At 39.4% G+C, this 26,613-nt stretch carries 27 protein-coding genes and 1 pseudogene; 9 read left to right on the top strand and 19 right to left on the bottom strand.

All coding sequences use genetic code 11. The features are described 5' to 3' along the window. The 7 genes from mrdA to lipA all read left to right on the top strand — a co-directional run bounded on the left by mrdA (window position 1) and on the right by lipA (window position 7,088). Entirely contained in the window at window positions 1-1,869 is a 1,869-nt protein-coding gene (gene mrdA, locus I6F43_RS07140; RefSeq protein ID WP_033012431.1) for a penicillin-binding protein 2, read from the top strand. Next, window positions 1,866-2,972, top strand: coding sequence for a rod shape-determining protein RodA (gene rodA / locus I6F43_RS07135; protein ID WP_007585558.1), 1,107 nt, complete (start codon window positions 1,866-1,868; stop codon window positions 2,970-2,972). Before mrdA ends, rodA begins: the two co-directional genes overlap by 4 nt. Then, window positions 2,972-3,736, top strand: a complete 765-nt coding sequence (locus tag I6F43_RS07130) for a septal ring lytic transglycosylase RlpA family protein (protein ID WP_010554698.1) — start codon at window positions 2,972-2,974, stop codon at window positions 3,734-3,736. The genes rodA and I6F43_RS07130 overlap by 1 nt, the downstream gene beginning before the upstream one ends. Window positions 3,737-3,835: 99 nt before the next feature. Continuing rightward, complete coding sequence (locus I6F43_RS07125; protein WP_010554697.1) at window positions 3,836-4,999, top strand: serine hydrolase; 1,164 nt, start codon at window positions 3,836-3,838, stop codon at window positions 4,997-4,999. Window positions 5,000-5,174: 175 nt separating this feature from the next. Further along, window positions 5,175-5,453: a DUF493 family protein YbeD gene (gene ybeD / locus I6F43_RS07120; protein WP_002958517.1), complete on the top strand. Its 279-nt coding sequence runs from the start codon at window positions 5,175-5,177 to the stop codon at window positions 5,451-5,453. 19 nt (window positions 5,454-5,472) lie between these two features. Beyond that, on the top strand, window positions 5,473-6,126 hold the full coding sequence (gene lipB / locus I6F43_RS07115; protein WP_197101607.1) for a lipoyl(octanoyl) transferase LipB: 654 nt from the start codon (window positions 5,473-5,475) through the stop codon (window positions 6,124-6,126). Next, window positions 6,123-7,088, top strand: coding sequence for a lipoyl synthase (lipA, locus tag I6F43_RS07110; protein ID WP_002958515.1), 966 nt, complete (start codon window positions 6,123-6,125; stop codon window positions 7,086-7,088). The genes lipB and lipA overlap by 4 nt, the downstream gene beginning before the upstream one ends. An 80-nt stretch (window positions 7,089-7,168) precedes the next feature. On the opposite strand, the gene I6F43_RS07105 is transcribed toward lipA, so the two are convergent. Then, the gene (locus tag I6F43_RS07105; RefSeq protein WP_197101605.1) at window positions 7,169-8,455 is read right to left on the bottom strand and encodes a VCBS domain-containing protein; all 1,287 of its coding nucleotides are present in this window, start codon (window positions 8,453-8,455) and stop codon (window positions 7,169-7,171) included. A 256-nt stretch (window positions 8,456-8,711) separates the two neighbouring features. Between I6F43_RS07105 and I6F43_RS07100 the strand changes: the two genes are divergently transcribed. Continuing rightward, the gene (locus I6F43_RS07100; protein WP_007585551.1) at window positions 8,712-8,951 is read left to right on the top strand and encodes an RNA recognition motif domain-containing protein; all 240 of its coding nucleotides are present in this window, start codon (window positions 8,712-8,714) and stop codon (window positions 8,949-8,951) included. A 105-nt stretch (window positions 8,952-9,056) separates the two neighbouring features. Here I6F43_RS07100 and I6F43_RS07095 read toward each other — a convergent pair whose 3' ends face one another. Beyond that, the gene (locus I6F43_RS07095) at window positions 9,057-9,206 is read right to left on the bottom strand and encodes a hypothetical protein (protein WP_007585545.1); all 150 of its coding nucleotides are present in this window, start codon (window positions 9,204-9,206) and stop codon (window positions 9,057-9,059) included. A 142-nt stretch (window positions 9,207-9,348) separates the two neighbouring features. Here I6F43_RS07095 and I6F43_RS07090 point away from each other — a divergent pair, with 142 nt between their 5' ends. Continuing rightward, complete coding sequence (locus I6F43_RS07090; RefSeq protein WP_165734803.1) at window positions 9,349-10,968, top strand: M28 family metallopeptidase; 1,620 nt, start codon at window positions 9,349-9,351, stop codon at window positions 10,966-10,968. Window positions 10,969-11,003: 35 nt separating this feature from the next. On the opposite strand, the gene I6F43_RS07085 is transcribed toward I6F43_RS07090, so the two are convergent. From I6F43_RS07085 to nlpI, 17 genes and pseudogenes are all read right to left on the bottom strand, one after another. Further along, window positions 11,004-11,951 carry an EAL-associated domain-containing protein gene (locus I6F43_RS07085; protein ID WP_165725690.1) on the bottom strand — a complete coding sequence of 316 codons (948 nt, stop codon included), beginning with the start codon at window positions 11,949-11,951 and terminating at the stop codon, window positions 11,004-11,006. Window positions 11,952-12,184: 233 nt separating this feature from the next. Next, window positions 12,185-12,379: pseudogene (locus I6F43_RS07080) on the bottom strand (EF-hand domain-containing protein); the annotation flags it as partial. 382 nt (window positions 12,380-12,761) lie between these two features. After that, entirely contained in the window at window positions 12,762-12,968 is a 207-nt protein-coding gene (locus I6F43_RS07075; protein ID WP_197101603.1) for a calmodulin, read from the bottom strand. 178 nt (window positions 12,969-13,146) lie between these two features. Beyond that, complete coding sequence (locus I6F43_RS07070) at window positions 13,147-13,359, bottom strand: calmodulin (RefSeq protein ID WP_007585535.1); 213 nt, start codon at window positions 13,357-13,359, stop codon at window positions 13,147-13,149. Window positions 13,360-13,974: 615 nt separating this feature from the next. Beyond that, entirely contained in the window at window positions 13,975-14,190 is a 216-nt protein-coding gene (locus I6F43_RS07065; protein WP_007585532.1) for a TIGR02450 family Trp-rich protein, read from the bottom strand. A 70-nt stretch (window positions 14,191-14,260) separates the two neighbouring features. Further along, complete coding sequence (locus tag I6F43_RS07060) at window positions 14,261-14,614, bottom strand: cupredoxin domain-containing protein (RefSeq protein ID WP_197101601.1); 354 nt, start codon at window positions 14,612-14,614, stop codon at window positions 14,261-14,263. A 20-nt stretch (window positions 14,615-14,634) separates the two neighbouring features. After that, window positions 14,635-16,881: a heavy metal translocating P-type ATPase gene (locus I6F43_RS07055; RefSeq protein ID WP_197101599.1), complete on the bottom strand. Its 2,247-nt coding sequence runs from the start codon at window positions 16,879-16,881 to the stop codon at window positions 14,635-14,637. Continuing rightward, window positions 16,871-17,314: a MerR family transcriptional regulator gene (locus I6F43_RS07050; RefSeq protein ID WP_010554688.1), complete on the bottom strand. Its 444-nt coding sequence runs from the start codon at window positions 17,312-17,314 to the stop codon at window positions 16,871-16,873. Before I6F43_RS07050 ends, I6F43_RS07055 begins: the two co-directional genes overlap by 11 nt. A 508-nt stretch (window positions 17,315-17,822) precedes the next feature. Continuing rightward, window positions 17,823-18,320 (bottom strand): DUF2059 domain-containing protein, encoded by a 498-nt coding sequence (locus I6F43_RS07045; protein ID WP_010554687.1) that lies wholly within the window; start codon window positions 18,318-18,320, stop codon window positions 17,823-17,825. Window positions 18,321-18,450: 130 nt separating this feature from the next. Further along, complete coding sequence (locus I6F43_RS07040; protein ID WP_007585525.1) at window positions 18,451-18,783, bottom strand: Na+/H+ antiporter subunit G; 333 nt, start codon at window positions 18,781-18,783, stop codon at window positions 18,451-18,453. Between the two features lie 9 nt (window positions 18,784-18,792). Next, complete coding sequence (locus I6F43_RS07035; RefSeq protein ID WP_007378493.1) at window positions 18,793-19,062, bottom strand: K+/H+ antiporter subunit F; 270 nt, start codon at window positions 19,060-19,062, stop codon at window positions 18,793-18,795. Then, the gene (locus I6F43_RS07030) at window positions 19,056-19,592 is read right to left on the bottom strand and encodes a Na+/H+ antiporter subunit E (protein WP_007585523.1); all 537 of its coding nucleotides are present in this window, start codon (window positions 19,590-19,592) and stop codon (window positions 19,056-19,058) included. Before I6F43_RS07030 ends, I6F43_RS07035 begins: the two co-directional genes overlap by 7 nt. Further along, window positions 19,592-21,109 (bottom strand): monovalent cation/H+ antiporter subunit D, encoded by a 1,518-nt coding sequence (locus I6F43_RS07025; RefSeq protein ID WP_197101597.1) that lies wholly within the window; start codon window positions 21,107-21,109, stop codon window positions 19,592-19,594. Before I6F43_RS07025 ends, I6F43_RS07030 begins: the two co-directional genes overlap by 1 nt. Next, a complete protein-coding gene (locus I6F43_RS07020) occupies window positions 21,106-21,459 on the bottom strand; it encodes a Na+/H+ antiporter subunit C (RefSeq protein ID WP_010554685.1) in 354 nt (117 codons plus the stop codon). Before I6F43_RS07020 ends, I6F43_RS07025 begins: the two co-directional genes overlap by 4 nt. Beyond that, entirely contained in the window at window positions 21,459-24,251 is a 2,793-nt protein-coding gene (locus I6F43_RS07015; protein WP_033027043.1) for a monovalent cation/H+ antiporter subunit A, read from the bottom strand. The genes I6F43_RS07020 and I6F43_RS07015 overlap by 1 nt, the downstream gene beginning before the upstream one ends. Window positions 24,252-24,466: 215 nt before the next feature. After that, window positions 24,467-25,642: a hypothetical protein gene (locus I6F43_RS07010; protein WP_197101596.1), complete on the bottom strand. Its 1,176-nt coding sequence runs from the start codon at window positions 25,640-25,642 to the stop codon at window positions 24,467-24,469. Beyond that, window positions 25,629-26,507: a lipoprotein NlpI gene (gene nlpI / locus I6F43_RS07005; protein ID WP_197101594.1), complete on the bottom strand. Its 879-nt coding sequence runs from the start codon at window positions 26,505-26,507 to the stop codon at window positions 25,629-25,631. Before nlpI ends, I6F43_RS07010 begins: the two co-directional genes overlap by 14 nt. Window positions 26,508-26,613 lie beyond the last annotated feature (106 nt).

Genomic DNA, 26,613 nt, shown 5'->3' with positions numbered 1-26,613 from the left:
ATGCTAAAACATAGACCCACTATTCGTGACCACTCCGCAGAAGCAAACTTATTTGCTAGGCGAGCATTCGTGGGTTTTGTTTTTGTATTAGGATTAGTCGCTGTATTACTTTCTAATCTTTATACTATTCAGGTAGAAGATCACCAAGACTACCAAACCCGCTCCAACGATAACCGCATTAAAGTTATTCCTATTGCACCCAACCGTGGTTTAATTTACGACCGTAACGGTGTGCTACTTGCTGAAAACAAACCTGTTTACAACCTTGAAGTCATCCCCGAAGAGGTAGATGACCTTGACGAATCGCTTGATCAAATAAGTAAAATAATTGCGATTACAGAGCAAGATAAACAAGACTTTTTAAAAGATATAAAACACACCCGTCGTTTTAAATCACAAGTATTAAAAGCCCGCTTAGACGAAACAGAAGTGGCGAAATTTTCGGTTAATCAGCATAAATTTCCTGGTTTTAGTATTGAGGCACGTCTGGCTCGCTACTACCCATTTGGCGACACGCTAACGCATGCGCTTGGATATGTTGCCAAACTTAATAGAAAAGAGCTAAACCAATTAGAACAAGAAGATCGTGCAACCAATTACCGTGCTACATATGATATTGGCAAGCTCGGATTAGAAAAATACTATGAAGAGACATTGCACGGTAAAGTGGGCTCACAACGGGTAGAAGTTAATAACCGTGGCCGTGTAATTCGCACTCTAAGCATGACCCAGCCACAACCTGGTAGCGATTTAGTACTTACCTTAGACATTGGCTTGCAACAAATTGCACAGCATGGGCTTAAAGATATGCGTGGCGCTGTTGTAGTGATGGATGCAAAAGATGGTGGCGTGCTGGCGCTTTATTCAAACCCAAGTTACGACCCAAATTTATTTGTACACGGCATTAGCAGCAAAAATTATAAAGCGTTACTTAACCAAGACCGTCCGTTAATAAACCGTACTACGCAAGGTCGTTATGCGCCTGCCTCTACGGTAAAACCCTTAATGGCTGTATTAGCACTTGAAGAAAATATAGTAAATGAATCAACATCAATGTGGGATCCTGGTTTTTTTCAAATTCCAAATGTTGAACACAAATGGCGAGATTGGAAACGTTGGGGCCATGGTCATGTGGATGTATACAAGGCGATTGAAGAGTCGTGCGATACCTATTTTTACGATGCGGCTTATCGATTAGGCATTACTAAAATCAGTGATTTTATGGCCCGTTTTGGCTACGGCGATTTGTCAGGTATTGATATTCATGAAGAAACTACTGCTATTCTACCTTCAAAAGAATGGAAAGAAGGACGCTTTAAAGAGTCTTGGTGGCGTGGTGATACTATTTCGGTAGGTATTGGTCAAGGTTACTGGACTGCTACACCAATTCAAATTGCAAATGCGACTAACATATTAGTTAATCGTGGTATTAATCATCCACCTCATTTGGTGCAAGTAATAAAAAAAGATAGCGACATAACGCAAATTAACAACGAAGAAAAACCTCCTGTTATTTTAAAAGATCCACGCCATTGGCAGGTATCGTTAGATGCAATGCATAATACAGTTCAAAAAATATCAGGCACAGCGCACAAAGCATTTAAAGGCACTAACTACGACTCGGCTGGTAAAACGGGTACTGCACAGGTAGTTAGTATTGCCCAAGGTGAACGCTACGATGCAGAATCGCTTAAAGAGCGCCAGCGTGACAACACAATTTACGTAGGGTTTGCACCTTACAACGATCCTAAAATTGTGGTTTCTGTTGTATTAGAAAACAACCACGGCGGTATTCAAATTGCTCGCCAACTTATGGATTACTACTTTGCAGCTAATCCAGTTAATCTTGCAAGGAACGATACACCATGACCGCTTTGCACGATAAACGCTCTATTTGGATGCGTATGCATCTAGACCTACCACTGCTTATTGCATTACTCATAATGATGGCTGGTAGCATAATGGTTGTTTACAGCGCAAGCGGCCAAGACTCTTCAATGATGATTAGGCACATGACTCGTATGGGCGGTGCGGTTGTTGCTATGGTTGTTTTGGCCCAGTTTTCGCCTGCCACATTAAAGCGTTTAGTGATCCCACTTTATTGCGTTGGTTTATTAATGCTAGTGGGTGTACTTTTATTTGGCGTAAGCTCAAAAGGCGCACAGCGATGGCTCGATTTAGGGGTGACACGGTTTCAACCTGCAGAATTAATGAAGCTGGCAGTCCCCATGATGGTAGCTTGGTATATAGGGCGAAATCACTTACCTCCTCGGCCAATGCACTTAATTATTGGCTTTATGATTGTAATGCTCCCTACATTATTAATTAAAGAACAACCCGATTTAGGTACCGCTATACTTATTGCAAGTTCAGGTATATTTGTTTTGTTTTTGTCTGGATTAAGTTGGCGTTTAATCGGCTTTTTAAGCTCTATAGTAGCGCTTGCCGCATGGCCATTTTGGCACTACGGTATGCACGATTATCAAAAGCAGCGTGTACTCACCTTTTTAGACCCTGAGAGCGATCCGCTCGGTTCGGGTTATCATATTATTCAATCTAAAATTGCTATTGGCTCAGGCGGTATAGAAGGTAAAGGCTGGCTGCTTGGTACGCAATCGCAATTAGAATTTTTGCCAGAGCGCCACACCGACTTTATATTTTCGGTTTTAAGCGAAGAATTTGGTTTATTTGGCGTATGTGTTTTACTTAGTCTCTATTTATTTATTATTGGCCGTGGTTTATACATTGCTGTTAATGCACAAGATGCATTTGGTAAATTGCTCGCAGGCGCACTCACCCTCACCTTTTTTGTGTACGTATTTGTAAACATAGGCATGGTATCGGGTTTATTACCTGTTGTAGGCGTACCTTTACCACTGATTAGTTATGGTGGCACATCGATGGTGACGTTAATGGCAGGATTTGGCATTATTATGTCAATCGCAACAGATAAAAGGATGCTTTTAAAATAATGCGACACACTAACCAGCTTATATTTACCACGTTATTAATTTTGCTTTTAAGTGCATGTAGTAGCGGCTCAAGTAGCCGTTATAGCATGCGCCATGATGCAGCACCACTTAGAGCCCCGACTACACTTGAGATGCAAGACGCTATAGTTACCGAAGTAACTAAAAGCGCCAGCGCTAGTCGCCCATATACAGTGCTTGGTAAAAGTTATTCACCCATGCTTGATGAAACAGGCTTTAGTGAAGAAGGCATTGCCTCTTGGTATGGTCGTAAATTTCATGGTTATCACACTTCAAATGGTGAAACGTATGATATGTTTGCCATGACCGCAGCGCATAAAACGCTGCCACTACCTAGCTTTGTTAAAGTAACCAATACAGCAAATGGTAAATCGGTAATCGTTCGCGTGAACGATCGGGGCCCGTTTCATGACGATAGAATAATTGACCTTTCGTACGCAGCCGCTTACAAGCTTGGCTATTACACCCATGGTACAGCAAAGGTTAAGCTAGAAGCCGTTACGCTTGCGGGCGCAACTGCGCGTCAAACCTATATTCAGGTAGCTGCAGGTAGTACACTTGCTAATATTGAAGCGCTTGCCAGCACATTGCGAGAGCAATACAAATTACCAACAAATATCGTTCAAAAAGACGACATTTACAGACTGCATTTAGGGCCAATAAAAGACACCCCTCATGCAGACGAAGTATTAAAAAAATTAAAACAAAATCAATTTCAAAACGCGTTCTTGCTTTACACTCAGTAAGACTAATACCCAAACTACCCCAGAATGCTCGCATCTTGGGCTGGTTTGGGTATAAAATGGCGTAACGCGAATCTTTAACTTTAACCATTAATGAGTATGATGAAATCTATTAAACATAAAATCCTCAAAGGTGTATGCGGCCTAGTTTGTACAGCCGCCGTATTTTCAGCCAGCGCCCAAATTATTCCGGCACCACCTCAAGTTAATGCAAAAGGTTATTTTTTAGTCGACTTTACAACAGGTAAAGTTATTGCTGAAGGTGAAGCCGATACACAGCTAGCACCTGCAAGTTTAACTAAAATGATGACCAGTTATGTAATTGGTACTGAAATTAAAGCAGGTAATATTGCCACTACCGATATGGTAACGGTAAGCGAAAAAGCATGGGCTAAAAACTTTCCAGAATCTTCAAAGATGTTTATTGAAGTAGGTAAACAAATTAGCGTTGATCAGCTTAACCACGGTATTATTATCCAATCAGGCAATGATGCATGTGTTGCAATGGCTGAGCATATTGCTGGAAGCGAAAGCGCATTTGCTGATTTAATGAATGCCCATGCTGCTAAATTAGGTATGAGCAACAGCCACTTTATCAACAGCCACGGCCTTGATACTGACGAGCACTTCACAACGCCTCGCGATATGGCGACACTTGGTGCTGCACTTATTCGTGATGTGCCAGATGAATATGCACTTTATAAGCAAAAATCGTTTACTTATAACGGCATTAAGCAATATAACCGTAACTCATTATTGTGGGACGAAAGCTTAGATGTTGACGGTATTAAAACTGGTCATACATCAGAAGCTGGCTACAGCCTAGTTACCTCAGCAACTAAAAACGATATGCGTTTAATTGCTGTTGTTATGGGTACTACCAGCGAACGAGCTCGTAAAGTAGAAAGTAAAAAACTACTTAACTATGGTTTTCGTTTTTATGAAACAATTACTCCGTACAAAGCAGGCGATAGCTTTGCAGAACAACGTATTTGGATGGGTAACAAAGAAAATGTATCTTTAGGTATTTTAGAAGATACACCGATTACTATCCCACGTGGTCAGCATAAAAACCTTAAAGCTAACTTTGAGCTAGATAACACACTTGAAGCACCACTTGCTAAAGGTACTAAAGTAGGTACGTTATTCTTACAACTAGAGGGCGAAGATATTGCTCAATACCCACTAGTAACACTTGAAGAAGTGGAAGAAGGCAGCTTCTTTAGCAAAATTTATGATTACTTACGTTTACAGATCATGCAGTAATTTATAGCTCCCCTATTAACTAGGGTAACTAATTTAAACGTCTCCACTGTGAGGCGTTTTTTTTTGCTTGAAAAATGTTAGAATGCGCCCCATATAAGCAAGACTGCTAATTGCCTATCTGTATTAAGCTTCAAGCTTGCATAGAGTCCACACTTTTGTATGAGGAGTCACCGTCGTGGTTCAACCTGTTAAAGATACTAAATTTGATGAGTACCTAGAGTACCCTTGCCCATTTACATTCAGAATAATGGGTTTAGCTAATGTAAACTTAACTGATCAAATTTTAGCTAAGTTACAACCAATAGCACCTGGCGATTACGCCCCTAAAGTAAAACCAAGCAGCAAAGGTAATTACGAGTCAGTAAGCCTTGTAGCAACGGTTACTAGTGGCAAACACATTGAAGAAATTTACAACGTGATCAGCAATATTGATGACGTACGCCACATGCTTTAAGCCATAGTTGAGATTTGTTGTGAACGAAAACACTTTGATCGTACGCCAACTGGGTCGTCAGCGTTATATGCCAATTTGGCAAAAAATGCAGGACTTTACCGACACCCGTGATGAAAATACGCCAGATGAAATTTGGCTTGTAGAGCACGAGAGTGTATTCACCCAAGGTCAGGCTGGTAAGGACGAACACTTACTAGCTCCTGGCGACATTGAGGTGATTAAAGTTGACCGTGGCGGACAAGTAACTTATCACGGCCCTGGCCAGCAAATGATGTATGTATTATTTAATCTACGTCGTTTAAAGATTGGTGTACGTGAACTGGTTACATGGCTTGAAGAGTGCATTATTGAATCACTCGCCGAGTATGGTATTGAAGCTTATGCTAAAGCTGATGCACCCGGTGTTTACGTTAACGACAGCAAAATTGCATCCCTTGGGTTAAGGGTTCGTCGTGGTTGCTCGTTTCATGGCTTAGCATTAAATGTTAACATGGACCTAAGTCCATTTTTACGCATTAACCCATGTGGTTATGCGGGCATGAATATGGTGCAAACTAGAGAATTAGATGGTCCTCAAAACCTAGAAAGTGCAGGTGAAGGATTGGTGAAACACATGATCAAGAAGCTTAATGCAACACAGGTTAAGCATACTGAAGGGTTTGAAAACGAATGAATAAACCAGTCAAAATGGAACCAGGTGTAAAACTACGCGACGCAGAAAAAATGGCGTTGATCCCAGTAAAAGTTTTACCTACAGAAAAAACTGAAATGTTGCGTAAGCCAGAATGGTTAAAAATTCGCTTACCTAAATCAACCGATCGCATTGACGGCATTAAAAAAGCGCTACGTAAGCATGGCTTACACTCGGTATGTGAAGAGGCTTCGTGCCCTAACCTGTCTGAATGTTTTAACCACGGTACAGCTACCTTTATGATTTTAGGTGCTATTTGTACTCGTCGTTGCCCATTTTGTGATGTTGCCCATGGTCGCCCATTAAAACCTGATGCCACTGAACCTGAAAAGCTAGCACTTACTATTAAAGATATGAAGCTAAGCTACGTTGTAATCACTTCAGTTGATCGTGATGATTTACGTGATGGTGGTGCACAGCATTTTGCCGATTGTATTCGCGAGATTCGTAAACATAATCCAACTATCACTATCGAAATTTTAGTACCTGATTTTCGTGGTCGTATGGACCGCGCATTAGAGATATTAATCGAGACACCACCAGATGTGTTTAACCACAATCTTGAAACTGCGCCACGTTTATACAAACTAGCTCGCCCAGGTGCTGACTACAAATGGTCATTAGAATTACTTCGCCGCTTTAAAGAAGCTCACCCAGAAGTTAAAACTAAATCAGGCTTAATGGTAGGTTTAGGTGAAGAAATTAGCGAAATTGAAGAAGTGCTTCGCGATTTACGTGCACACAACGTTGACATGCTAACTGTAGGCCAATATCTACAACCATCTAAGCATCACTTACCGGTTAAACGCTACGTGCCACCAGTAGAGTTTGACGGCTTAAAAGCGTATGCAGACGAAATTGGCTTTACTCACGCGGCTTCAGGTCCGTTTGTACGCTCAAGCTACCATGCTGATCAACAAGCAGCGGGCAAAGAAGTAAAATAACTATTTTTATCAAAGAATAAAAAAAGCCGTTAATAATGCATAATTATTAACGGCTTTTTCATGCTAATTGATAAAATAGCTTACTGCGCTAACTTACCTCTTGTGATAGAAAAATCAGCAAACCTAACACGTTCTTCATCAACTCGAAGGCTGTCGGTTTCAACAATTGAGCGGTATATTCCCCACTTAGGACGAGCAAAATCATCATCATTAAAGCCGCGCCACATATCTATGTTTTGCTCGCTTATATTAAATATCTCTGCGTTGTCGCTTAAGCGCGTTAATGTCATATCAAGCTTACCACTTTCACTAAATGTAGCTTGTACAAATACCTCGACCCATTCATCTGTAATTAAAGACCAGTCGGTTTCAATTAAGTTTTTATCAAGACCCGTGCTGTTACCGTTTTCGTCAAAGCCTGCGCTATACCGCACTTGCAGTTGATTGCCTGTACTGTTTTTTTGTGCACCTGAGAGAGTGATAATAGGCTGATCGTCATTACCATTGGTGTTGTCGTTACTTTCGTTACGGGCTTTTATTTGAAAAAAATGGCTAAACTTACTCGTAAGCTCAAGCTCGCTACTTACTTTAAATTTCCAGCTATATTGAAATGTCTCCCCCTCAAACGCCAGTGTTTCTTGCGGTGATTTATCGTAGGTTTTTATTTCGTTGCGTTGCCTGTCACTTGCACCTTTGTCTTTATCTTGGTCATCATCTCGGTGGGCTAAAAATACAAAATGGTTACCAATTATCGTATCGGTACCTTCGATAATATGGACAACACTTTCATGATTGCCAGCGTATAAGTCTGGAGATTCAATTGACCCTTCGCCGAATATATTTTCAATAAGTGTGTATGCGTCAAGTCCCGAATCTACGCCATCTGATTGCAATAACACGTGCGAGATGTTCTCAAAGCCATCAGCTTGAGTTATTGGTGCACCAACAATTGTTATGATAATTTGTGCGCCAGTACCATCTAAAGAGTTTACTGTTATTGTGTCTTGCAGTGTTTCATCTTCCCTTAAAGATGCTATTGAAGCATTTAAATCATCAAGTGTGTATGACCAATATCCACCAGCATTTAAGCTAAAAAAACCATAGCTTGTAGCGCTATTTTCTTGTGCTATAAAAGCAGCCTCACCGGATTGTTGATCAGTAATGGTTAATGAGCCTGTTATTGCATCATTACTATCACTAATAACTTCGCCTCGGCTATTACCACCAATTATTGCTGGAGTTTTTAAAGTAATCGCTTCATTATTTTGCACCGTAGAATCAGAGCCAGAGCTGCCACAACCAACAACTAAACAAGATAGAAGTGCGGTTGTAATTACATTACGCAGTTTAAGATTATATTTAGGCATTGTTAGCTTTATAGTTAATAGTAAGTTAATAAAACATAAACTTACCAATTAACTATGCAAATAACCACAACTCAATTACCAATTAACATGACCAATTTAATGGCAATCCATTTAAAATTATAAAAGCTATGTTTTTTCAGTGTGATACAAACAATTATTCCTATAGAACGTTTATTTATATATGTTTTAAAATAAAATTAGGTTAAAGCTGAGTTACTTGAGATAATTAGTACTGACATAATTATTTAGGTTCATTATGAAACTATTAGTTCGTAACTTGTCTCGTGCTACCACTGAGCATGAGCTTCGTACTTTATTTGCAGAGCACGGTAAAGTGACTACCTGCAACTTGGTACTTGATAAAGAAACTGGCCAATCTAAAGGCTTTGCCTTTTTAGAAATGCCAAACGACATAGAAAGTAAAAGCGCCATTAAAGCACTTAACCAATCTACTGTTGATAAAAGTAAGATCCGCGTAAAGCTTGCAGACGCATAAAGCTAACTGCAACTTATACTACAAAACCAGCTAATGCTGGTTTTTTGCTTTTAGTGCCAAGTATTGTATTTAAGCTTTATATTTAGCTAAAAAACTAAGCGGTTATTAAGCCGCTTTTTTTATACTTATAGTGCCCAATATTATAAAAGAAGCAGACAGCACAAAAAATGTCTCCTGCTCAGCTAATATTGCAGCAGCAAAAAATGCAATGCCACTCGCTATAAATAAATACCCACTTTTTTTACATTGGCTCATTATGTGCTCCTTTAGGTTGTTCGTTATTTATACACCTTATAAAATCAATCTGCAATTGAATGAAAAGTTCTCTATAAAAATTCGACATCGCTGCGGTGCTTCCTTTATATTGAAAGCCTAATTAAATAACAATATGAAGACTATGGCATCTACTCTTTTAAAAAGCGCTAGCCTAAGCCTGCTAGTTGCACTCTTTGGCTGCTCAGAGCCTGCAAGCGAACAAACCCCATTAGAAAATACAGCCGGTGTAAGCCTTAGCAATATTAAACAGCATATTAAAACGCTAGCCTCTGATGACTTTCAAGGCCGAGGCCCGCTTACTCATGGCGAAGTGAAAACAGTAGGCTACTTAAGCGAGCAATATAAAGCGCTGGGTTTAACCGGTGCTTATAAAGGTAAATACTTACAGCCTGTAAAAATGGCAATGGTGACAGCTAATCAGGACATGCAGTTAAAGGTAGGTGATTTGAGCTTTGAATCAGGCAAAGACTTTACCGCACGTACCGAGCAACTTCAGCCATTAATTGATGTAAGAAGCTCTGACGTTGTATTTGCGGGCTACGGTATTAATGCGCCAGAATATAGCTGGAATGACTATAAAAATATTGATGTAACGGGTAAAACAGTGGTTGTGCTAGTTAACGATCCAGGCTTTGCTACTCAAAACAATGCCCTTTTTACTGGTAATGCAATGACCTACTACGGTCGCTGGACTTATAAATATGAAGAAGCCGCTCGCCAAGGTGCAAAGGCTGTATTTATTGTTCATGAAACAGCACCTGCGGCATACCCTTGGGGCGTAGTTGAAAGTTCAAACACCGGCACTAAATACACGTTAATGGATAACAATTTAAACGCGTCTAAATTACCGGTTATGGGCTGGCTAACACTTGATGCGACTGAGAAAATGTTTAACGCCGCAAAGCTTAACTATCAAGATTTAAAACAAGCAGCATTAAATGATGACTTTAAAGCGACGCCACTCAACTTAAAAGCAAACCTTGCCTTTAAAAACGAAGTATCTCATGCAAAATCGCATAACGTAGTTGCACAAATTACAGGTAGCGAATCACCTGACGAATACGTTGTTATTAGCGCTCACTGGGACCACTTTGGTACTAAACAAACGGATACTGGCCCTAAGATTTATAACGGCGCAGTAGATAACGCTTCAGGCACTGCAGCCACGCTTGAAATAGCACGCATCATGAGCAAAATGAACAAGCAAAAACCATTTAAACGCTCAATTATTTTTACTAACTTTACAGCAGAAGAAACGGGGTTAATTGGTTCTGAAGAATTTGCATCGGGTGCGGTTGTACCTACAAAAAAAATGGTCGGTCTATTAAATATTGATGGCATGAACGTGCTTGATGGCACTGACTACATTTTACAATACGGTAAAGATTTATCGACAATGGAAAACTATTTAGCAAAGGCTGCAAAATCACAAGGCCGTGTTGTTAAAATGGATCCTCGCCCGCAAAATGGCTTGTTTTTTAGATCTGATCATTTCTCACTTTCTAAGCAAGGCGTGCCTAGTTTATTATTTATGAGCCTGGGCGATACCGATCCTGAGTACATTGCGCATAAGTACCATAAAGAAGCAGACGACTACTCTGCTGATTGGTCGTTAGGTGGTGTTAAGCAAGATATAGATCTTATTGTTGATATAGCCACTCAACTTGCAAACAATGGCGATTGGCCAAAGTGGACGAGCGAGTCTGACTTTAAAGCCAAACGCGCGCAAGATAAACAATAAATAACTATTAATAGTTATGTAATATAAAAATCCTCCTACTTGGAGGATTTTTGTTTTAAACGAGCCCGCATTAATAGCGTTTCGGCCTTTGCTCCTAAATAAACATAAATAGCTAGTGCAATTAAAAGCCCCACTACTGCAAGCATCATCGCTATTGCAGGCATTAAATACTCCGATTGCCCCAACGCCGCTTTAAACATAGTTAACAACGCCTCAATTGATATAGCAATTAACACGGTAGATATAAACCGTGTAATAGTGCGCCGCGTAGATGAGTGCCTAAAAATATCCTTATGCATAAGGATTTCTTCTTCGAGTATTGTTTTACCTAAATCGAATACTGCTAATGCTAGGGTGATGTAAATAATGATACTAAAGGGTTCAAGTGGGTCTGATGAGGTATCTACATGGGTTAATAGCGCGTATATATCATTAAAAACGATATTCAGTAAAAATAATACTAAGCAAAATAAGCACGCAACAATAATACCGTAACCCGCTTTAAAGTAAGGCGACATATTAGCGCGCGCAGTATCACCCATTACAAACTCAATAAGCTGCGTTAAGCTCACATCAACGACCAAGTAATGTTGATTATTAATTGGTTTTTTTAGTTCTTTAATCGCCGATATACATAAATGGTTAGTCGCTATAGAAATGTAGGGATCAGTAAAGCACACCCTATCACTTGTTTTAGCGTTCAAAAAATAGGGGCGCTCGCTTAAATCTTGTTGATTACCACTTTCACCTAGCTTTTTTCTATATGCCCGTTTAAAGCAGACATTATTACCCTGCTGCAAACCTTCTGCATTTAAACAATATTGTAATTCTAAAAATGGGTACTGCTTAATCAGGTAGCGGGTATCACGCTCCTTAGTTAACCCATCCTCAATACTCATCAAAATAGATTCAAGTAAGCTGTGTATTACATGCTCATATTCGTGGTAGCGCTCAACACTACTGATATAACTCATTCGCGCCATTTTAAATACTCATTGACCTAAGTTATAAATAGATTTGCAAGTTTAAAACCAACAATAAAATAACCTAACAATCAGCAACTTAATGATATTCAAACTCGTGTTTTGCACTACTTTGGTGACTAAAAAGTAATATATTAAATTAAATGCACAAAAAAGCAGCTAAGTATTAATTACTTAGCTGCTTTGTGAGTATGACTGGTAAGGCTTTACGACTAACTTAAATATAGAGCCTGTTACTGAACCTTCGAAAACTCTTCTTTAGATAATTCGCCATTTCCATCTGCATCTAATTGATCAAAAAGCTGTACTAGTTGCGAGTTTACTTGGGCTTCTGTTTTACTAATTACGCCGTCGCCATCAGTATCAAAAGAATCAAAATCTACCGCAGCAAACGCCGCTGAAGAAGAAGCAAGGGCTACAAGTGGTAGGGCGTGTTGATCTTTGGCGGGTGAATTTGCAGCAGTATGTTTGGTTTTTAGGCAAGGCAGAGCCTATGTAGTGTGGTTATTCCCCATAAATAGGCGATAACGCAGCATAAATACCAAACATGCGCTGCCCTTTGGGTTCTTTCTAGGGACGATTAACTCTTTGTTGCTCGGTTTTTACTTAGCCCACTAGGTTACAAACCTCGCGCCGCGATTTAATCTCCCCTAGATTGAACAAATTTCAATCCACAAAGATCAATACGCCCTAAAGTTTTGTGTAGTGTTTTCATAATCGTTTCCTTAGGCTTTGAGCCTGATTAGGGGTGACCTGATTAGAGGTAAGAAGTCCTTTTCAAAGATCCTTTAGGAGTAAAGTGTTTATAAATTAATATTCAAAAAAATCATTTTCTGTCGGACCACCGCTACTTTGAACATTCAGCTCGTCAAATTGCTCTATCACTTGCGCCGATTCTTCAGTTTGGCTAGTTGAAGCGTTGTCGTCTGCGTCGAGTGTTTCAAAGTCTGTGTTTGCAAATACTACTGACGAAGAAACAATAGCCATAAGTACAAATGTTGATTGTAGCTTTTTCATAATTTAATCCTTCAAAAGTATGCGGTGTCCTAAATAAATTTGCTCTATAGTGCTCTCTAGTCACTTCCTGGTTATTCTTTTTAGTAGGCTCCCTTGCCTACTTAGGTTGTCTTTGGCAACTCAGAATTTAGATAACATTACAGAGCATTAACTGCTTAAACTGCTTAAGGCTTTAATTTTAGGCCTTAGAAAACTCATCTTCAGATAGCTCACCATCTTGGTTTGTATCGAGTTCTTCAAATTTGCTTAAAAGCTCAGCATCTACTGAAGCTTCGGCTTGGCTGATTGCGCCATTACCATCTACGTCTAGCGTATCAAAATCTGTTGCTGCAAAAGCCGCTGATGAAGAAGCTAGCGCCATTAGTACTAGTGTTGATTGAAATGTTTTCATAATAGTATTCCTTCATTGGGTTGTTGCGATTAAGGCCTTTGGCTTTCATCACGTTTTGCTTAATACACTCTAGGTATTACAACTTCGGTGCCACTTTTTATTTATTATTTGAAAACAATGAGTTAAACAATATAAAGCGAAAGAAGCTTAATTTGGGGAGGTGTTATTGTTGCTATTTAGCAACAGCCATTTAACTAAAAACAATAAGCCATTATAAATCAATTAGTTAAGTTTAATTAAAAAGACACACTTTTGCTAAAAAGCCAATAAGGGGGGCGTTTGGGTTAGTCTTCAAAATAAACTGAATATGAACATGGAAGTAGCATAGGATTTATTCGAGGCTATTAAAAAATTAATTCATTTATAATTAGTCAGTTACATTATTTTTGAGATTTATTATAAAGATTTGGGAAGGATATTTTGAAATTAACTGTTTTGTTGCCAAATGGCGAATTACTCAGGAAGAATGTGATATATGAGCTAAGTTATAGCATTGAGTTCATAACTTAATGCGCCGTAAAATATAGGTTCGCTTGAGTTAAGCAAACCTACATCGTGTGCCAGCTATCTGCAAATGTGCCGCTATTGGAGTGAGGTAAACTATGTAGATTTAAACTACTTCCACCCTTGCAGCCACTTTTGGTTATCTTTTAAATCTCGCCAACTAATTGGATATTGATTTTTTGACATAACAGCCTCAGTAATACACTCAATTACGTTGCCATCTTCATCAAATTCCACCTCAACAATAATGAAGTGTTTTTCTTTATTTATAGAAGGTGTTGCGGTCCATTTACTATTCAATAATTTTTTAGGGTTTAATTTATTCATTTAATGTAACCACTCCTACTCATAACTTATATAAGGCAACTATACGACCCCAACACCTACTTAGTTCAGGTTACTGAGCAACTAGCTTGCCTTTGTACATTTTCATTTGGCAATGAAAGTCATACTCACCGGCTTCAAGCGCAGGTAGTTTAACTGTATTGCCATCACCCATTGCCAGCGTTTTACTTATATCAAGCTGTGGAAATACCACGGTTTCGGCGCACGGCGCGCTGTCTTTTCTATCAAAGGTAAGTACAACCTCTTTGTTGGCTGCCACTTTAATGTGTCCTGGCTTATAAACACCGTTATCAACGACTATCGTTACTTTGTTGTCATCACTTTGTGTTTGCTCTGGTTTGTATAGCCAAAACCAATAAATAATTGCGGCTATTAACAGTGCACCACCTATATTAATCATCAACATAATGTACTCCTTAGCTTAAATTACGATTTATTTGGTTTGAAAAAACGTAAGCGATTAGCGTTACTTACCACTGTAAGCGATGAAAGTGCCATAGCTGCACCGGCAACAACAGGGTTAAGTAGTATTCCAAAAAATGGATACAACACGCCGGCTGCAATCGGAATACCCGCCACGTTATAAATAAAGGCACCAAATAGGTTTTGTTTAATATTTGAAATAGTTGCATTACTCACTGCAATTGCATCAGCAAGGCCATGTAACGAACCACGCATTAAGGTAATGTCTGCACTTTCTATTGCAACATCGGTACCTGTGCCAATTGCAAACCCTACATCGGCTTGCGCAAGTGCGGGGGCATCGTTAATACCGTCACCTGTCATACCCACTATTTCACCGTTTGCTTGGCGCTTTGTTACTTCGTTTACTTTATCATCGGGCATTACTTCTGCAATAAAGTCATCAATACCAACTTGCTTAGCAACGGCTTGTGCAGTGGCTTTGTTATCACCTGTTAGCATAACTAGGTGGATACCTTTATCTTGCAGGCGTTTAATAGCTTCAACTGAATCCTCTTTAATAGGATCTGCTACTGCAATAATAGCTTGGAGCTTATTATTACTTGCAAAATACATGGGCGTTTTAGCATCACTGGCAAGTGTTTGAGCTTGCTCGGTTGCATCATCAACGGCTACATCATATTTATCCATTAGCGCTTTATTACCAAACAACAATGTTTGCCCGTCAACACTGCCAGTTACACCTTTACCTGTAATTGCGTTAAAGTCGGCTACTTTACTTAAAGTTAAGCCCTGCTTTTTAGCGTGTGCCGTAATTGCTTCTGCCAGTGGATGCTCTGAGCTACTTTCAAGGCTTGCAACACGTTGCATTACTGTATTTTCATCACTGTTGTTAAACGTAACTACATCGGTAACTTGCGGTGTGCCTTGAGTAATAGTGCCTGTTTTATCTAAAATCATGGTGGTGATTTTAGATGTTGTTTGCAGCGACTCACCATTTCGAATTAATATTCCTGACTCTGCAGCTTTACCAATACCCACCATAACCGACATAGGGGTTGCGAGTCCTAGCGCACAAGGACACGCAATAATAAGTACAGTGGTTATTGCAACAACGGCATAAGCAATTGATGGCTCAGGTCCAAAGTTTAACCATGCAAGGCCAGCAAGTACTGCAATAATCATGACTGTTGGTACAAATATTCCTGATATAACATCAGCTAAGCGCCCTATTGATGGCTTAGAGTTTTGTGCACGCTTTACCATATTGATAATATTGGCAAGTGTGGTTTCGCTACCAATGTGCGTGGCTTTAAATAATAAAGTGCCACTTTTATTAATACTTCCGGCAACGACTTTGTCGCCCGTTTTTTTGCTTACAGCCATTGGCTCACCAGTAAGCATTGACTCATCAACCGTACTGCTGCCTTCAATAACATCGCCATCCACAGGGATTTTTTCACCCGGACGTACGCGTACTTCATCATTTTTTACAACATCACTAATGTCGATGTCTTGCTCTTGCCCATCGCGAATTACGCGTGCAGTTTTTGGTTGCAGGCCAATTAAGCGTTTAATTGCTTGTGAGGTGCGCCCACGTGCTTTTACTTCAAAAGCGAGCCCTAAACTAATTAAACCGATGATCATCGATGATGCTTCAAAATATACGTGTCTTGCAACTTCCGGTAATAAGTTTGGTGCTATTACCACAAACATTGAATACAACCACGCAGTACCTGTACCAAGCGCTATTAATGTATCCATATTGGCAGCATGGTTTTTGAAGGCCTGCCATGCACCGTTGTAAAATTGTTTACCTGATATAGCCATAACCACAAGCGTGACTATACCCACTAAAAACCATGCTATTCGTTGTGTGTCGGTGGTCACACTCATGTCAAAAATAAGCCCGTATATCATTAACGGCGCACCGACCCCTAACGCTAATATCATATTACGCATTAGCTTTTTGTAATGTGCCTCGTCCGACTTTGCTTTTTCATCAAGTGCATCTTGATCAGACTCGTTACTCATTGGCTTAGCTGAATAACCAATGTTTTCGACTGCTTTAATAAGCGTGCTTTCGCAGGCTTTACCTTCTACACGGACAGTACGCTGTGCAAAGTTCATTTCCACGTTTTGCGCGCCTTGCACGCTATTAAGGGCTTTTTCAATTTTAGCCACACAACTGCCGCAATTAGCACCTTCAATAATAAAGTTTTGCGCGGTGTCTTTTGTATTAGTCGTCATTACGCTGCTCCTTATTTGCAGAATCGTTTATTGGATCAACAAATGATTCTATTAAACTACACACGTCACTGGCATTTGCACCATCGGCTGATGTATCCCATTGCGCCAGAGCTGCATGCATTCTGTTTCGTAATTTTAATGTTTCTTGAAATAGTGCTTCGGTTTCTTCTAGGCGTTTAGTAATGAGTTTACGCGTTAACGGACAAGGACAATTCCCCTGCTCTGACTCGCCTATAATGTGTTGAATATCTTTGAGTGAAAAACCAAGTTGACGAGAGCTAATAATAAACTTTAAACGCTGCTGGTCTTGCTTTGTATACTCTTGATAGCCATTTTCTTCACTGCGTATTGGGTTAAGTAACCCAACACGTGTGTAATGACGAACAGTATCGGCAGTCACGCCCATTAACTTGGCGAGTTGTTTAACATACATAATTTAGCTCCGTCGTGTTTCAGTAGCTTCATAATAAACCTAGGTGCAACACATAGGTCAATGACTATTTTAAAACTAATAAAATAATACCAATTCGCTTAATTAAGTAACCTATTTAAGACAAGAAAATCGTGTTGATAACAAGGCAAAGGTTTCGTTATTTAGTTGTTATCACTAATTGCCTCTGCATCCATGCAATCGTATATCAAAATGTTTAACGCAGTTAGCGCCGAATTTAATCCCTCAAATTGATTAAGTATTGTTGCTCATTAGTATAGTGACAAAAACATAATTAACTTAAGCTGATATCGGGCGTGTATTATCTGGAGGGGGGTAATTTAGGAGAGAAGCGCCTAAGTAAGGCGCGTATTAATCTAAGGGCGTGTTGATCATTGGTGGTTTAATTTACAGCAGACTGTTTGGTCTTTAGGCAAGGCAGAGCCTATGTAGTGTGGTTATTCCCCATAAATAGGCGATAACGCAGCATAAATACCAAACATGCGCTGCCCTAGTTTGATTCGCTACGGCTTTGCTCTAATTCGTCGCTTAGTTGCTGCGCTAAAGTTTGTATTTTAGGCATAGCATCTTTCATTAAGCTTTGTGACATTTGCATAGACTCTTGCATTACAACAGGCATTTTTTCAAGTATTTTTTGCCCTGTATCTGTTTTATAAAACGCTAGCATATCGGCAATTTCTTGCTCACTAAAATGTTTGTCGTACACGCTAATCATCATCGGCTGCATTTTGGCCCAGCTCATTTCGGTTTTTAATACCGTCGTCATGTCGCTGTAGTACTTATCAAAAATTGCCTGTTCAGAAGGCTTAACGCCCATTTGGTCTGACATGCCTTTCATCATACCTTCAACCTGGCCGTACATAGAGTCAACCATTGAATCTAAATTCATTACACTAATAAGTTCATCTATTTTTTGCTGCTTAGTATTTTGTTCAGCATATAAACTACTAGAAAAAATCAGTAATGATAAAAGTAGTACCTTACCCATAATAATATCCTTTCATATAAATAATCGTTTTATAGTTACATTATTAATTAGTCTTGTAAAGGGTACAAGCAGTCACTAAAAAGGCCGAATAAAATTAATTTATTCGGCCTTTTATAAATATATTTTTATGTTAATCGTCTTCTACATTATCTAGGCCTTTAGTGCCTTCTTTGGCTTTTAGCTTATGATGAATAGCTGACTTTATTAGCATGTAACCACTAATCGGTGCCGTAATTAGTAAAAATATAGTAATGAGTATTTCTTTAACACTTAGGCCATGTCCTGAATTTGCAAAATAAACCATAGCTGCAATTAGCATACTTGCCATGCCCAACGTTGTTGCTTTAGTTGGCCCATGCAAACGCATAAAAAAGTCAGGTAGTTTAACTAAGCCTATTGAGCCAATTAAAATAAACGTACCACCAAATAACAATAATATTGATACAACCCATTCGCTGATCATGTTTTCACCTTATTCAATTATATCGCCACGTAGTAAATACTTACACACTGCAACTGTACTTATGAAACCTAGCATGGCAATAAGCAGTGCAGCTTCAAAATAAAGCCCTGTATCCATACTAATGCTATATAAAATAATCAGTGCAATGACGTTAATGTACATTGTATCGAGCGCTAAAACACGATCAGGCACTGATGGACCAATGATCAATCGCCATAAATTAAGCAATAATGATAAGCCAATCATCGAAAAAACAATGAGTAATACGGTGTCTAACATTGAAATATCTCCTTTAGTGGAGCTTCGTAGCGTTGTTTTATTTGTTTGATAAGTGCTTCTTCATCTTTAAGGTCAAGCACATGTATTAATAAGTAGCGTTGTGTTGGCTCTTCACCCTCAGGTAACGATTCAGCAATTGGGTAAACCTCTGCACTCACTGTACCGGGTGTAAGCGATACACTACTGGCCAATATGGTAATTGGCATATCATGAGTTAAATCTATCGGTACTTTTATAAATGCCGGACGCAAATTTTTAGATGGCCCAAGTATAAGTAAAGCCACTTGTAAATTTGCTACGACAATATCGTACAGCACAATAAGCAACTGCTTAAGAGCCAAGCCCGGCTTTAAAATTAGTGGCTGAGGCTCGCGAAGCGAAAAACTTAATATCGGGATAAGTATTGCAAAAATAGTCGCTAATACTAAGTGCCCTACCGACACGCTATTATTTAACAATAGCCAAACCATAAACAAAAATAAGCTACGAAATGGCGTTGGTAACCAACGAAAACGGGCTTGTAATCTCATCACATGCCTCCTTTAAGTACAGCATTAATACCGCCGCTTATATCATGTAACTGAGTAGCAGCACCTAGCATGTATTCACTTATTGGTCCGCCAAAAATAACGAGCAATGGCGAACACGCAAGTAAACCTATAATTACAATTACCTGCAACGGGTGTGCATTTGCACAATCTGCATTTTCGCTATTTTTACTTTTATGCTCCCAAAACAAGGTCGTGCCAGCACGCGAAAGCGCTACCAACAACGCGAAGCTTGTTACTAAATATATAGGCCAAAATAGTAAAGCTTGCTCACTATTTAATGTGGCTTTAAGTATCCAAATTTTACCTACAAAGCCTGATAGTGGCGGCATACCAACTACAGTTAAAGCCGCAACAATAAAGCACACACCTAATAAAAATGGTTGTTTAACAGAGCGACCCGCTACTAGCCTATCACCAACTTTACCGCGCTGCGTAGAAACAAGGTCTGCTAGTAAAAACAGTGCGGCACTAACAACTGTTGAATGCACTAAATAATATAAAAGTGCAGCAGTGGCATTTACATTTTGCAATGCAATTAGCGCAACCAACGTACCTACCGATACTAATACTAAGTTAGAGGTGAGTTTACGTAAGTCTTGCGCTGCCATAACGCCAATGGCACCCACTATAATGGTGGCAATTGCTAAGCCCCAAAGCCAAGGCTGCGCCATATGTTCAAGCGCTCCTGCTTGTTCGCCAAATATCACCGTGTAAACACGAAGCATGGCGTAAACGCCTACTTTGGTCATAATCGCAAACAATGCTGCAACTACAGGTTTAGCGCTTGAATACGTATTTGGAAGCCATAAATGCAGAGGTAATAGTGCGGCCTTTAAAGCAAATACAATGAGTAGTAATAAACCACCTGCTTTTGCTAGGTATACATCATCGCCCGAAAGCTGTGATACTTTTTGCGCCATATCTGCAATATTAAGCGTACCAAGTACACCGTACAAAATACCCAAACCGATTAAAAACACGCTTGAGCCAACTAAATTTAATATTACATATTGCAGTGCCGCACGAGTGTTTTGTTTATCACCTGCGTGCATTAACAGTGCATATGATGCAATCAGTAACACTTCAAAAAAAACAAATAGGTTAAATAAATCGCCAGTTAAAAACGCGCCATTTACACCCAATATTAAAAAGTGGACAAGTGGATGATAAAAGCTGCCCTTTTCATCATCGCCAGCACTACCATATAAAATAGCGCCCAAACCTAAAAGTGAAGTTAACGTAACCAATAAGGTAGATAACATGTCAGCGACTAAGACTATCCCAAATGGTGCAGACCAACTACCAATAGCGTAAACATTAATACCTGTATTATTAATATGTACAAGTAAAAGCACACTAATGGCAAAAGTAGCTATTGCCATTACAATTGAAACTAAGCGGCGAATTTTGACGCTTTTACCACATGGCGGCAGCAATAAAATAACTGCCGTCAACATAGGTAATAAAATAGGTAGCGAAGCTAAATGTTGGATCATTTTTGCTCCTTATTATCTGCAGAGGTGTTAGGCACATAACCATCAACATGGTCACTACCTAAATCGGCGCGCCCACGTATTGCCAAAATAACCACAAATGCAGTCATCGCAAAACCAATCACTATTGCAGTTAGTACTAATGCTTGAGGTAGAGGATCGGCGTATTCTGTGCCAGTACCAAGTACTACCGCTTTATTAATAGTAAGGCGACCTGCTGAAAACAAAAATAAGTTAACAGCGTATGAAATCATAGTAAGCCCAAGTACTACAGGGAACGTACGAGCTCTTAGCAGTAAAAACACACCGCAACTGACCAATACTCCAACGCAAGATGCGTACAATAATTCCATTAAATATTTACCTCTTTTTTCTGGGTATCTGCTGTCATATTACCTAAGCTTGCTAAAATCATTAACGTAGCGCCTACAACAGTTAAGTAAACACCTAGGTCAAATGCAATCGCGCTGGCAAGCTCTGTTTTACCGACAAACGGAATATCAAAGTAGTCAAACCAAGTTGTTAAAAATGGCTTATCGAAGAACCAACTACCCACACCTGTAAACAAAGAAATACCAATGCCTGAGGCTATAATTTTGCGATAATTAACATCAAAGCGTTCGTTTATCCATGCTGTACCATGCGCCATGTATTGCAAAATAAACGCGATTGACGTTACTAACCCAGCAATAAAGCCACCACCAGGTAAGTTATGCCCACGTAAGAAAATATATGCAGAAACTAATAACGCAAGCGGTAATAAACTTTGTGAAATACTCGCCAGTAATATTGGATGGCGCTCTCGTGCCCATGGGCGCCCTTCGCTGTCGCTCGCTGGCATAAATAATGGGATTCGAGAAAGTACTTTAAATATACCTAATGCGGCAATGCCTAATACGGTAATTTCACCAAGCGTATCAAAGCCCCTAAAGTCGACTAAAATAACGTTAACTACGTTAGTACCACCGCCACCAATTTTAGCGTTAGCAATAAAGAAGTCTGAGATTGAATCTAATGGACGTGTAAGTAATGCATAACAAATACTCGCTATCACTACACCTAACGTAGAGGCTATTGCTAAGTCTCGAAGTACGCGTAATGAACTTGATTCTTTTGGCGTATGCTGAGGCAAGAAAAACAATGCCAGCATAAGTAAAATAATAGTAACAACCTCAACAGTTAGCTGCGTAAGCGCTAAATCTGGAGCAGAAAAGCGTGTAAATACAACCGACACCATTAATCCTACAATTGAGAGCATTAATAGCGATACCATTCGAGAGCGATGCCAAATAACGGTGGCAAGAGCACCAATAATCAATAAGCCTGCACCAATTGCATTGTGCACATCAACAGGGGTAAGTGGCATGCTTCCGGCAAGTTGTTGCATTTCAAATAATGGCCAACCCGCACACAGCAATACTACCGCTAGCATAATTACAAGGTAGCGCTGCAGCGATCCATTTTCTGTACTGCTTACCTTTGACTGACACCAAGCAATAACGCTTAATATCACACGTTCAAACGTTTTTTTAGCGTTTAGAGGTGGTAACGATGCTTGAAATTGAAATAGATATTTACGATTAATATAAATAAATAAGCCGCCAGCAATCGCCATCGCACTCATTAGTAGAGGCAAGTTAAACCCGTGCCAGATAGCTAATTCGTACACTGGCATTTCTTTTCCAAGTACAGCTAAAGACGCCGCAGATAAAATGCCATCAATTGTAAAGTGCGGGAACATACCCACTAACAAACAAATCACAACGAGTATTTCTATTGGTACACGCATATAGCGCGGTGGCTCATGCGGCGTACGAGGTAAATCAATTGGTTCACCATTAAAAAACACGTCATGAATAAAGCGTGCTGAGTACGCAACAGCTAATGCACCTGCAACAGTTGCCAGTACTGGAATTAACCACGACATAGAACCAAGCACTTGCTGGTGTAGCGTTTCTGCAAAAAACATTTCTTTAGACAAGAAGCCATTTAGTAAAGGAACTCCTGCCATTGCAGCCGCCGCGACCATCGCAAGCGTTGCAGTGTATGGTAAGTATCGCCACATACCATTTAATTTACGCATATCGCGCGTACCCGTTTCGTGATCAATAATACCAACGGCCATAAATAACGACGCTTTAAACGTTGCATGGTTAATTATGTGAAAAATAGCAGCAACAGTCGCAAGCTCAGTATCAAGTCCGAGTAATAGCGTTATTAAACCCAAATGGCTTATTGTTGAATAGGCTAACAAGCCTTTTAAGTCGTGTTTAAATAGTGCTATATAAGCACCAAACAACAGCGTAGCTAAACCCGTTAACCCGACAAGTAAAAACCAAGTATCGGTGCCTGCCAAAGCAGGATGAAAACGTGCTAACAAAAATATACCGGCTTTTACCATCGTCGCAGAATGTAAATACGCGCTTACTGGCGTAGGCGCAGCCATTGCATGAGGAAGCCAAAAGTGAAATGGAAATTGTGCCGATTTAGTAAACGCACCCAGTAGCACCAATACCAATGCTACTTCGTATAAATCATGAGATTGAATTATTGCTTTACTCGCTAGAATAACATCTAGGTCGTAACTACCAACAATATCACCTAATAGCATCAATCCAGCAAGTAACGCTAAACCGCCCGCGCCTGTTACAGCAAGCGCCATACGTGCGCCTTTTCGCGCTTCTGATTTATGCCACCAAAAACTAATTAATAAAAATGAGCTGATGCTCGTTAATTCCCAAAACAACCACAGTTGAATGACGTTGTTAGACATAACAATACCAAGCATTGCAGTCATAAATAGCATTAAGTAACTATATAGCTTAGCCATTGAGTCATTAGCGCTTAGGTAGTAACGGGTGTAGAGGATAACGAGCAAGCCTATGCCTAAAATCATAAACATAAACAATAAACTGAGGCCGTCTAACCGCAGAGACAAATCGAGTCCTATTGACGGGATCCAAGCTAAAGAATAACGAATGGTTTCGCCCGCTAAAACGGCAGGTGCATGGTATAGAGTAATCCCCAAAGCCGTCAAAGGCGCAAGAGCCGTTAAACTAGTGCTTAAATTGCGGGATAACTTACCTGTGCATGCAGAAATAACACTGCCAATTAAGGATAACAAGGGTATCCAGAGCAAAGTCATAATGTAGGGCCTTTTATTATCATAAGTTTATTAGGGCATCTCTTTTTAATACTAAGTGATGCTTTTACTGCCTGTTTTTAAACGACATTAATGACTATAGTTATACTGAAAAACACTGATTTTGTCTATAAAAAGCGGTTCTGTATGGGTGTTTTTTAAACAAGAACTAACAATTTATTAAGCCTAAAAAAACAATTAATTAATACTGATAATTGTTAATTTAATATGGCCTTATTTGCAAATGTAAGCGCGCCAGGGTGACGATGAAAGTTACCATTGGTCATATCTAAATGTTTCAACCAAAGTTGTCTATACTGCGCTGAGAGCCCTAACTGCTGATATTGCATAATAGACCAATTTTCACTAGGTTTATAAGCAATACCTCCTACCTGGCAACTCTTTGCTTTATGCCAACCTGTTGGCGGCGACTCACCATGAGAAATAAATAAATTAGGTGCAACAAAACCTGTTTTTGCACACAACCATGCTTGCTTAGTTTTAGGCAAAGCGTATTCATCTTCAAAACCGTTAAAATGCATCAGCTCATGCAAAAACACACTGTATTTTGCTTTTGAGTTTATTAGCATTGTCCCATTCGTAACATTAGCCGTTCCGCCTTTTGGCATCATCACTATAAAATCAAAATTGTTAGGAAGCTGGCTATTAAGTTTAGATGATTGCCAGTCACACTTTGCTATTTGACTAGTACTACTTTTACACTCAAGCATACCCGCAACGTAAACGGGTTTTGAAAAGCAAAAAATATTTTCACGGGGCTCTGGTTGTTTATTATAAGCATTAATAAACTCTGTAAGTTTATATAAGCCACTGCGATGATCGCTCATAGTCAGCACGTTAAATATACATTGCTTATTAGGCTTACTTATATTTTTTAAAGATGAAAAACCGAGATCGTGGATAAACGCAGTAGATATTTTACTCTGTGGTATTTTTAACTGAAGTTTTAGATGATTTAGTACATCCCCTGCTGGTAATTTGTTTTTACTAGCGAGTAACTCTAAATCGCTCCAACGTGATTGCTCAAGTAACTTTGTTGCTAATATTTTACGCTCTGGGATTGTTAAGTCATTTATAGCGGAGAGCCAAAATTGTTTTGCAGTATCACTCTGACTACTTTTAATAAGCTTAAGAGAATACATATATTGTGCTGAGGAAACTTTACTGCGAGCAAGTATAGCTAAAGAGGTCTTTGGTAACTGCTCTAGGTGATCAGAAAAATAAGCTGGTGAATTCCAATAACTTTGTAGAACATTGGCTTTTGTATTTAAAACATGCCAAAAGCCAATAGCGCCAAGGTGATTACTCGAGCCTGTAATTAACAAACAACATAGTAATACACCTATTAATTTAAAACGCTTAACTTGCGTCAACACCTTCCATCAACTCAAGTTCTAAACGCGCATATTTGTACTCAATAAACTCATGTACATTGGTTGCTAGCGCAAGCCTAAAATAGTCTGATGCTAAATAAAGCTCACCCGCTGCTTGATGCATTTTGGCTAAGTAAAAATAAGCTTCACATAAACGCTGCGCATATTCTTGCTCAGTTCTAACACCATCACTAATGCCTGATAAAAATGCATGTTCACTCATATCGCCCGTATAAAGAGAAATTAACTGATACGCCCATTGCGAATCATCAAGCGCAGTCGCATTTTGTTTAAGTGCATCAAGTGCGATTACTTTATCCTCTTGTGCCTGGGCTAAATAAACCCATAAAACACGGTACGGATCTTTAGGAGAACGGGCTAAAAACTCGTTAAAGTCATTTTTAGCAAGGCCAGCTCTATCGCCGTAATAAAGGGCTATACCTCTATTTAAATAAGCATATTCATGCTCTTCATCAAGCTCAAGAGCTGAATCAAAAAACTCATAGGCTTTTTCGTACTGCTGCATAAGCGTATGTTGAATACCTAAAAAATTATATACTTCAGCTAAATCAGGCTTAAGTTTTACTGCGCGGTTAAAATCAATACGCGAAAGAGTGGTCATACCTAGACTATCGAAAAGTACACCACGGTCGTAATAAAGCTTAGCTTGTTGCTCTTCGCTTAAGTCAGCCCTATTCAATAACTCCGAGTAGCGTGCAATAGCAATTTCACTTCTAAAGTCAGAGGCTAAAGGTGCAGTAAATGGCACATTAACAATCGGGGTTGGTTCTGAATCTGTTGTAGTTTGGCAAGCGCTTAAAGACAAAATAGCAAAAGATGCCAAAGCTAAATGTTTGAGTATCATTAAAATCCTTAATACCAAGATATATCGCGATTAATATAAGACAGACCTTGTCCAATAAGGTTTCATTAAAGCATAAAAAAAAGGGGCTAAACAGCCCCTTTTTTAT

The organism is Pseudoalteromonas sp. NZS71_1, assembly GCF_015864305.1.
GTDB lineage: Bacteria > Pseudomonadota > Gammaproteobacteria > Enterobacterales > Alteromonadaceae > Pseudoalteromonas > Pseudoalteromonas arctica.
Note: the sequence above shows the minus strand (reverse complement) of the source record. Positions and strands in the feature narration are given on the sequence as shown.